Raw genomic sequence first — 8,482 nt, 5'->3', positions numbered from 1 at the left:
CCCGCCGCGCCCGCCCGCCGCGCCCGCCCGCCGCGCCCGCCGCCGCGCAGGCTCCGCCCGCCCTCCTCTCGTCGATCAAGGGCAAACGCACGTGGTTCGATCTCAAAACCACGGGCGTTTGCCCTTGATCCATGCGTTTTCCCTTGGTCGACGCCCGCCGGCAGCGCGGCGCGCAGCTTGCTGTCATCGTCGTCGGCGGCGGCGATGCGGTCCGCGTCGGGACTAGCGCAGAAGGCGCGATATCTGGCGCGCGCCCTCAACCCACCTGCCCGCGCGGCGCTCTGCACCGGCGGGTCGGGGTGAGGGCGGGCGGGAGGCTTAGGCCATCTCGGGGTGGCCGAAACGGGCCACGTAGTGCCACACCCGCTTGAGGGCCTGCTGGTCGTAGCGGCCGGTGCGGGACGCGTCACCGATGATCGCGGCGTCGAGCCAGCCGTCCCGGGCCAGCACCGCGCCCAGATCGACGAACTCCGGGCCGCGGTACTCGGGGTGCCGGCGCAACTCGTCGACGTGCAGCCGGAAGCCGCCGTGCCACTCGACCGGGCAGCCGAGCGCGTTCGCCTCCGCCTCGACCGCCGTGCCGCGATAACACGGGTCGAGCACCAGCGCCTCGACGTCGCGAGCCAGCTCGACCGGGCCGTGCACGTGCGCCTCGACATAGTCGTCGAGCGGCTCCTGCTCATCCGCCAAAGCCAACGAAACCAGCGTCGACAACCGCGTCACCACCCCGAAGTGTTCCGGCTCGAACACGCTGTCGGGGTAACAGAACGTGGTGCGGTCGAGGGTGTCGGTGGTCAGCCGCAGAAACGAAGACCCGAACCGCGGCGACCCGCCCACGGTGCGACGGCGGAAGTTCAGCGACCCGTACCTGGGACGGTGGGCCGCCGGCCCGCCGTCGTAGGCTCCCGCGAACATCCGGCTCTCCCACCGCCAGCGGTCGCCGCCCTCGTGCGCGGTCAGCCCACCGTTGCTGGTGCCGGTCTCGAACTGCGACCGGTACACGCCGTCGCGCGCCATGGCCCGCAGGATCGGCTCGCCCGCCGCAAGCCGGTCGGGGTGGAAGTGCAGTGTCACGCGCCACGCCGGGTCGGCGCCGTCACCGGTGGCCAGCGCCGCGACGTGGGCGAGTGCGAGCGCCCGCGGATCTTCCATCGCCAGAGTATCCATCGGCGCTCCGACCTCCCGCACGGCATAAATCGCCGGGTGCCGGCCGCTGCCACCGCGAAACACCCGTGAGCGCCCGACGCTCGCCCACCGCCCACCGATCAAGGAACATCGCATCGATCAAGGGCAAACGCACGCGGATCTGAGATCGAACCACGTGCGTTTGCCCTTGATCGGCGGGAAGCCCGAACGCGGGCGGGAAGGCCGAACGCGGGCGGGAAGGCCGAACGCGGGCGGGAAGGCCGAACGCGGGCGAGAAGGCCGAACGCGGGGAACGCGGGGGTCATGGGTCGGGGGCGGCCTCGGGGGAGGTCTCGGAGCGGGCGGCGGCGCGGGACAGGCGGGCGGTCAGCGTGTGCAGGTGTGCCAGGAGTTCGGGCGGTTCGCGCACCTCGAACTCGAAGCCGAACGCCGCCGTCCACACCGCCAGCTGATCCAGGCTGTCCGAGCCGATCCGCACCAGGCAGGTAGCGTCGTCGATCGGTTCGACCACGCCGACATTGGGCGGGATCTCATCGGCCACCTCGGACAGTGGAGCGTGCATGACGAGCACGGCCTGATAGCGGTACTGGTGTGTGGTGACCCCGAACGCCAGGTACCGCGCCAGGTCTTCGGCGGGCAGCGGGCGGGGCGTGAAGCGCGGCCCGGTGGGCACCCGCGGGGTGAGCCGGTCGGCTCGAAACGTGCGCCAGTCGCCCCGGTCCACGTCCCAACCGAGCAGGTACCAGCGCGGTCCATTGTGGACAAGACGGTACGGTTCGACATCCCGCACCGCCACGCCCCCGGCGCGTGACCGGTAGTCGAAGCGTAGCCGCACCCGGTCACGCACGGCGGCCGCGATCGCGGTCAGGGTCGACGGGGTGACGGTCGGGCCGAGCGTGGGCGTGGTGACCACCGCCGCACCCAGCGTGGTGACCTGATGGCGCAGCCGCGACGGCAGCACCTGGTCGAGCTTGGCCAGCGCGCGCACGGACGTCTCCGCGATGCCGGTGACGGCGCCCGCCGCCGCGGTGCGCAGCCCCACCGCGACCGCGACGGCTTCGTCGTCGTCGAGAAGCAGGGGCGGCAGCGTCGCGCCGGCGGCCAGCTGATAGCCGCCGCCCACTCCCCCGGTCGCGTTTATCGGGTACCCGAGCAGCCTCAGCTTGTCGACGTCGCGCCGCAGGGTGCGTGGGCTGACGTCGAGCCGATCCGCAAGCGCCGGCCCTGACCAGTACCGGTGCGCCTGGAGCAGGGTGAGCAAGCGCAACAGGCGCGCGGACGTCTCCAGCATTTTTCGATCTTCGCACCGATCGCGGTCAAAAGATGGCCGCGATTGTCTCTAGCGTCGCTGGTATGACGATTCTTGTGGCCGGCGCGACCGGCAACGTTGGCAAGCCTTTGGTCGAACAGCTCCTGGCGGACGGGCATCCCGTCCGCGCTCTTACCCGAAACCCGGCGAAGGCCGACCTGCCGGCCGGCGCGGAGGTCGTGGCCGGCGACCTGTCCGACACCGCGGGCCTACCCGCCGTGTTCGCTGGGGTGCGAGCGGCGCACCTGATCAACGTCGAGGGCGCCGACGGCGCGGCGATCGTGCGCGCGGCCCGGGAGGCCGGCGTGCGGCGGGTTACCGTGCTGCGCGGCGACTTCGCGAAGACGCCGCTGGAGGAGGCGATCGAGGCCAGCGACCTGGAGTGGACGTTCCTGTCACCGGTGGAGTTCATGTCGAACGCGCTGGAGTGGGCCGAGGCGGTGCGCACCGAGGGCGTGGTGCGCGAGGGTTTCCCGGAGTCGAAGAGCGCGATGGTGCACGAGGCGGACATCGCCGCGGTCGCCGCGACCGCGCTCACCACGGACGGGCACGCCGGGCAGGACTACTGGCTGACCGGGCCGGAGGTGCTGACGCCGCCGGAGAAGGTGCGTGTGATCAGTGAGGTGCTCGGCCGCGAGGTGCGCTTCGTCGAGCTGAGCACCGAGGAGATCGTGGCCCAGTGGCGCGGTGAGGGATACGGCGAGGACGACATCGGGTTCTTCCTGACCATGCGCACAGACCCGCCGGAGGCCGGGTACACGGTGCTGCCGACGGTGGAGAAGGTGACCGGCCGCCCGGCCCGGACGTTCGCCGAGTGGGTGCGCGAGCACGCGGCCGCCTTCGACGGAAATGTAGCGGCGCTGTAGCTACCCCTGGAGGCTCGCCTCCTAGGTTCACGCCATGACGGGCATCGCGCGCGTCGCCCGTGCGGTCGCGGTGGTGTGGCGGGCCGGGCGCGCGAACTTGATCGTTTACGTGGCGCTCGCGCCGGTCGCCGGCACGCTTCCGGTGCTGGTCGCGTGGCTCACCAAGCTGGTCCTCGACCGGATCGTCGACCCGTCGGCGGGCGCGATCGCGGGCCCGGTGACCGCGCTCGCCGTCGCCGCGGTCGGCACCGCCGTGGTGCCGCACCTGACCGAGTACCTGCGGGCGCAGGTGGGCCGGTCGGCGGCGATGGTGGCGCTCGGCGAGCTGTACCGGGCGACCGACCGGCTGACCGGGCTGCGCCGCCTGGAGGAGGCCGAGTTCCAGAACACGCTGCGCCTCGCCGAGCAGGCCGGCCGGGACGCGCCCGCACGCAGCGTCGACGGGCTGCTCGGCCTGGTGCAGGGCGGCGTGCAGCTCGCCGGCTTCCTGGGCGCGCTCGCCGTCCTCAGCCCCACCATGACCGGACTGGTGGCGCTCAGCGCGATCCCGGCGCTGGTGGCCGAGATCCGGCTGAGCCGGCAGCGGGCCAAGCTGCTGTGGGACATCACGCCCGGCTGGCGCCGGGAGATGTTCTACGCCAGCCTGCTGACCAGCCTGCCGGCCGCGAAGGAGCTGCGCCTGCTGCGGCTGGGCGGGCTCTTTCGCGGCCGCATGCTCGGCGAGCTGAGAGCCGCGCACGGCGCGCGGCGCGTGCACGACCGGCGGGAGGTGCGCACGCAGGGCGTGCTCGCGGTGCTCGGCGCCGCGACCGCCGGCGCCGGGCTGGTCTGGGCGGTCGGCGCGGCCCGGTCGGGCGCGCTGTCCGTCGGCGACGTCGCGGTCTTCGTCGCGGCGGTGGCAGGGGTACAGGGCGGCCTCACCTCGGTCATCGGGCACATCGCCGGGCTGCACAACGCGATGCTGATGCTCGGCCACTACGAGGGCGTCTCCACCGTCGCGCCCGACCTGCCGGCCCCCCGCGACCCGCGCCCGGTGCCCCCGCTGCGGCACGGCATCGAGCTGCGCGACGTGTGGTTCCGGTACGGGCCGGAGCACCCGTGGGTGCTGCGCGGCGTGAACCTTTTCATCCCCAGTGGACGGTCGGTGGCGCTGGTCGGGCACAACGGCGCCGGCAAGAGCACGCTCGTCAAGCTGCTGTGCCGGTTCTACGACCCGACCCGAGGCGCGATCCTGTGGGACGGCGTCGACCTGCGCGAGTTCCTCGTGACGGACCTGCGGACCAGGATCGGTGCGGTCTTCCAGGACTACATGACGTACGAGATGACGGCGGCGGAGAACATCTGGCTCGGCGACGTGCCGCCGGACGGCCCGGACCGGGTGCCGGGCGGCGACCTCGGGCGGATCCGGGACGCGGCCCGCCGCGCCGGTGTCGACGAGGTGCTCGCGGGGCTGCCGCGCGGGTACGGCACGATGCTGTCCCGCGTCCTCGAACTGGACGACGACTCGGACGACCCGGGCGTGCTGCTCTCGGGTGGGCAATGGCAGCGGGTGGCGATCGCCCGGGCCATCCTGCCGGCCGTTCGTGACCTGCTGATCCTCGACGAGCCGAGCGCCGGCCTGGACGCCGAGGCGGAGCGCGACATCCACGTGCGGCTGCGCGAGTACCGGGCCGGCCGCACCAGCCTGCTGATCTCCCACCGCCTGGGCACGCTGCGCGACGCCGACCTGATCGTGACCCTGTCGGCGGGCGAGGTCGCCGAGCAGGGTTCGCACGAGGCGCTGATGGCGCGGGGCGGCCCCTACGCCGCTCTCTTCGAAGCGCAGGCCGAGGGCTACGCCCCCGTCTGAGCCAGGTCGGCGAGGAACAGCCGCAACAGGTCTGGCACGTGAAACGTCGTCGGGGTCACCGCCTCCAGCAGGTTGGCCTCGGTCAGGCGGTCCAGGAGGGCTACAGCGCGCCGCTCGGAGGTGCCGATCATTGCCGCCGCCTGGGCGCCGGGGAACTCCGGTACGCGTAGCACCGCGACCGTCCGGAGCGCGGTCGCGGCGGCGCGGTCGTCCGGGTCGGGGCTGCCGGCCAGCTCGCCATAGCTCGCCCAGAAGCTGGACCGCAGCGCGAGGTCGTCGGCGCGCAACTCGTCGAGGCGGTCGCGCTCGTCGGCGAGCCGGGCGGCGAGGTCTGCGAGGGTCCAGTCGCCGCGGGCGGCCAGCCGGGCACCGGCGATCCGCAGCGCGAGCGGGTTGCCGTCGCAGAGCGCGACCAGCCGCTGCGCCATCGGCGGGTCGGCGGCGACCCGTTCGTCGCCCGCGACGAGGCCGAGCAGGCGCATGCCGTCCGCGACGCCGAGCCGCTCCAGCCGCAGCCGGGTGGAGTCGAGGGCGCACATCGGGCGGTTGCTCGTGATGAGCACCGCGCAGCCCGGCCCGGCCGGCAGCAGTGGGCGTACCTGGTCGACGCCGGCCGCGCCGTCGAGGACGATGAGCAGCCGCCGCGCGGCCGTCTGAGACCGGAACATCGCGGCTGCCTCGGCCGGGTCGTCGGGCACGCCGCCGGGTGGCACGCCCAGCCCGCGCAGCAGCCGGCCGAGGGCGTGGGCGGGATCGACGCCCGGCGCGCCGGCCCCGTCGCCCCGCAGGTCGAGATGGAGCTGCCCGTCCGGGTACCGGCTGGCCAGCAGGTGCCCGGCGCGGATGACCAGCGCCGTCTTGCCGATACCGCTGGGACCGTGCACGACCACGACCGAGGGCCGGTCGGCGGTGGCGCAGGCGGTCCGAAGCACCGCCAGCTCCCGTGCCCGGCCCACGAACGTCACAGGGTCCGGCGGCAGCTGGCGCGGTGGCTCGGAGGCCCGCGCGGGCACGCCCGCGACCACCGGTGGCTCGGGCTCGCCCGGCGGCGACAGGTCCGGGGCACGGCGCAGGATCGCCTGGTGCAGCGCGGCGAGCTCTACGCCCGGCTCGATGCCGAGCTGCTCGGCGAGCACCGCGCGGGCCCGCGTGTACGCCGCGAGGGCCGCGGGCGCGTCGCCGGACCGGTATAGCGCGAGCATGAGCTGGCGGTGCAGGCGTTCCCGGAACGGGTGGGTCGCCACCAGCAGCCGCAGGTCGGCGGTCACGGCGGCGTGCTCGCCTACCGCCAGCCGCGCCTCCACCAGGTCTTCGATGGCCGCGAGGTGCTGCTCCTCCAGCAGCGCGATCCGGATGGCGAGGTCGGGGCCGGGGTCCACGTCTTCGACCGGCGCGCCCTGCCACAGGTCCAGCGCCTCCCGAAACCGGGACGCCGCCGCCGGGTAGTCGTCGCGGACGAGCGCGGACCGGCCCGCCTCGGTGACGGTCTGGAACCGCCGCAGGTCGAGCTCGTGCGGCTCGACCCTCAGCAGGTATCCCGACGGGCTCGCGACCAGCCGATCACCGGCGTCCACCTCGCCAAGCACGCGGCGCAGGCCGCTGGCGTACGTGCGGAGGTTGGCGACCGCCGAGCGGGGCGGGCGGTCCCACAACTCGCCGACGAGCCGGTCGAGCGAGACCCGCTCGTTGGCGGACAGCAACAGCGTGGCGAGCATGGCCCGCGGTTTGCGCGGCCCCACGGCGACGCGGTGCTCACCATGCCCGGTCACACCGAGCCGCACCGGGCCGAGCACCTGAAACTGGAGTCCCAATATGTGCCTCAATCCCTTGAAGATCAAGGCCCCCCGTCGGGTCACATTAGACACGCGCCGGGCGGTCGGCAAGGGGCCCGGGTCGCGGCGATGTATCGGCGCTGTACCTCCACGTGTACCGGAGGTGCATACGTTCCACCCAAGCAAGACAATGATCATGATTGGAGGGAACATCGTGACCAAACACGTCGGCGCTCTCGCCGACCGACTCCTGGCGTTGGTGCTGCCGAAGACCACCGCGTCCGCCGCCTGCAACCCGGGCTGCGGCCAGGTGCCCATGTGCTGCCGGTACACCAACACCAAGTTCAAGTGGCGCACCTGTGGTGGCCCCAGCTGTGCCTGTTGGTGGGGCGACTGGTGCTGAGCACCAGCCGGTGAAACCGTCGCGGCCGGACATCGCACCCGGCCGCGACCCACCGTTCGTTTCATCGTCCACTCAGGAGTGACGTCATGCCCACCATCGTCGCGGCCATCGCCGTACTCACCGCGCTCGTCCTGTTGAACCTGCTGCTCACCTTCGGCGTCATCCGCAGGCTGCGCGAACACTCCGAGCAGCTGGCCGCCAACGCGCCGACCCGGACGCTCCCCGTCGGCGCCGCCGTGCCGGAGTTCAGCGCCACCAGCGAGCGGGGCGACGCCGTGTCGACCGCCACGCTGCGCGGCGACGGCGCGCTGGTCGCCTTCATGGCCCCGGACTGCGCCGCGTGCACCGAGCAGTTGCCGGCGGTACGCGAACGGCTCGCCGCGGCGGCTGGCGGCCCGGCGGCCGTGCTGGTGGTGTTCACCCGCCTGCGCCCGGCGACCGACCCGAACGACACGTCCGCCGCCGAGCTGGCCGAGTCGCTCGGCGTGGCCGGCAGCACCGCGCTGATCGTGCACGAGCCGCTCGACGGGCCGGTCCAGACGGCGTTCCAGGTGGCGGCGTTCCCCGCGTTCTACCTGGTCGACCCGGACGGCAGGGTGGCCGCGGCCAGCAACGGCATCGCGGACCTACCCGCGCCGCCCCGACGGTCCGCCGTCGGCCCCGTCGGCCCCATCGGCACGGTCCGCGCCGCGGACCCCGTCGCGGCTGGCTGAGGGTGACGATGGCGGCTGGTCCAAGCCCCGGAGGCGCCGGACGACCACGCCCCGCACCAGGTCGGGTGTGAGCGGGCCGAACATCCGCGAGTCCATGCTGTGCTGGGGCGCGTCGCCGAGGACGTAGAGCCGCCCGTCGGGCAGGCCGGCCACCCGCTTCACGATCAGCTGGCTGCGGGCCACCCGCTCGCCGTCCGGGATGATCACGCCGGGCGGCGGCAGGCAGACGACGACGGCACCGACCCGCAGCCGCCGCCGGAACCCGCGCCGCAGCACCAGAAGCTGGTCGCCGTGCTGGTACGTGGGCGTCATGCTGTCGCCCTGCACGCCGACGACCTGCAGCACCGCGCGGACCACCAGCAGCAGGCCGGCGACCAGCACAACCATGGCGCCGGCCACGCCCAGCAACGTCAGTCCATCCACG

Annotated in this window: 8 protein-coding genes; 4 read left to right on the top strand and 4 right to left on the bottom strand. The window is 73.5% G+C overall.

Annotation, left to right across the window (positions count from 1 at the left end):
- Positions 1–318: 318 nt before the first annotated feature.
- Positions 319–1,017 carry a DUF3626 domain-containing protein gene (locus V6V89_RS13185; protein ID WP_442935129.1) on the bottom strand — a complete coding sequence of 233 codons (699 nt, stop codon included), beginning with the start codon at positions 1,015–1,017 and terminating at the stop codon, positions 319–321.
- Positions 1,018–1,447: 430 nt separating this feature from the next.
- On the bottom strand, positions 1,448–2,437 hold the full coding sequence (locus tag V6V89_RS13180; protein WP_334619351.1) for a helix-turn-helix transcriptional regulator: 990 nt from the start codon (positions 2,435–2,437) through the stop codon (positions 1,448–1,450).
- A gap of 62 nt (positions 2,438–2,499) precedes the next feature.
- On the opposite strand from V6V89_RS13180, the gene V6V89_RS13175 reads away from it, so the two are divergent.
- A complete protein-coding gene (locus V6V89_RS13175) occupies positions 2,500–3,321 on the top strand; it encodes an SDR family oxidoreductase (protein WP_334619350.1) in 822 nt (273 codons plus the stop codon).
- Positions 3,322–3,355: 34 nt separating this feature from the next.
- The gene (locus V6V89_RS13170) at positions 3,356–5,170 is read left to right on the top strand and encodes an ABC transporter ATP-binding protein (RefSeq protein ID WP_334619349.1); all 1,815 of its coding nucleotides are present in this window, start codon (positions 3,356–3,358) and stop codon (positions 5,168–5,170) included.
- Here the strand turns inward: V6V89_RS13170 and V6V89_RS13165 are convergent.
- The gene (locus tag V6V89_RS13165) at positions 5,155–6,981 is read right to left on the bottom strand and encodes an AfsR/SARP family transcriptional regulator (protein WP_334619348.1); all 1,827 of its coding nucleotides are present in this window, start codon (positions 6,979–6,981) and stop codon (positions 5,155–5,157) included. The two genes, V6V89_RS13170 and V6V89_RS13165, sit on opposite strands and share 16 nt — an antisense overlap.
- Positions 6,982–7,156: 175 nt before the next feature.
- Between V6V89_RS13165 and V6V89_RS13160 the strand changes: the two genes are divergently transcribed.
- Positions 7,157–7,345: a hypothetical protein gene (locus V6V89_RS13160; protein WP_334619347.1), complete on the top strand. Its 189-nt coding sequence runs from the start codon at positions 7,157–7,159 to the stop codon at positions 7,343–7,345.
- Positions 7,346–7,431: 86 nt separating this feature from the next.
- Complete coding sequence (locus V6V89_RS13155) at positions 7,432–8,058, top strand: peroxiredoxin family protein (RefSeq protein WP_334619346.1); 627 nt, start codon at positions 7,432–7,434, stop codon at positions 8,056–8,058.
- Here V6V89_RS13155 and V6V89_RS13150 read toward each other — a convergent pair.
- On the bottom strand, positions 7,972–8,481 hold the full coding sequence (locus V6V89_RS13150; protein ID WP_334619345.1) for a S26 family signal peptidase: 510 nt from the start codon (positions 8,479–8,481) through the stop codon (positions 7,972–7,974). The genes V6V89_RS13155 and V6V89_RS13150 overlap by 87 nt on opposite strands.
- Position 8,482: the final 1 nt, after the last annotated feature.

It is taken from the genome of Micromonospora sp. CPCC 206061 (genome assembly GCF_036906915.1).
Classification (GTDB): domain Bacteria; phylum Actinomycetota; class Actinomycetes; order Mycobacteriales; family Micromonosporaceae; genus Phytohabitans.
Note: the sequence above shows the minus strand (reverse complement) of the source record. Positions and strands in the feature narration are given on the sequence as shown.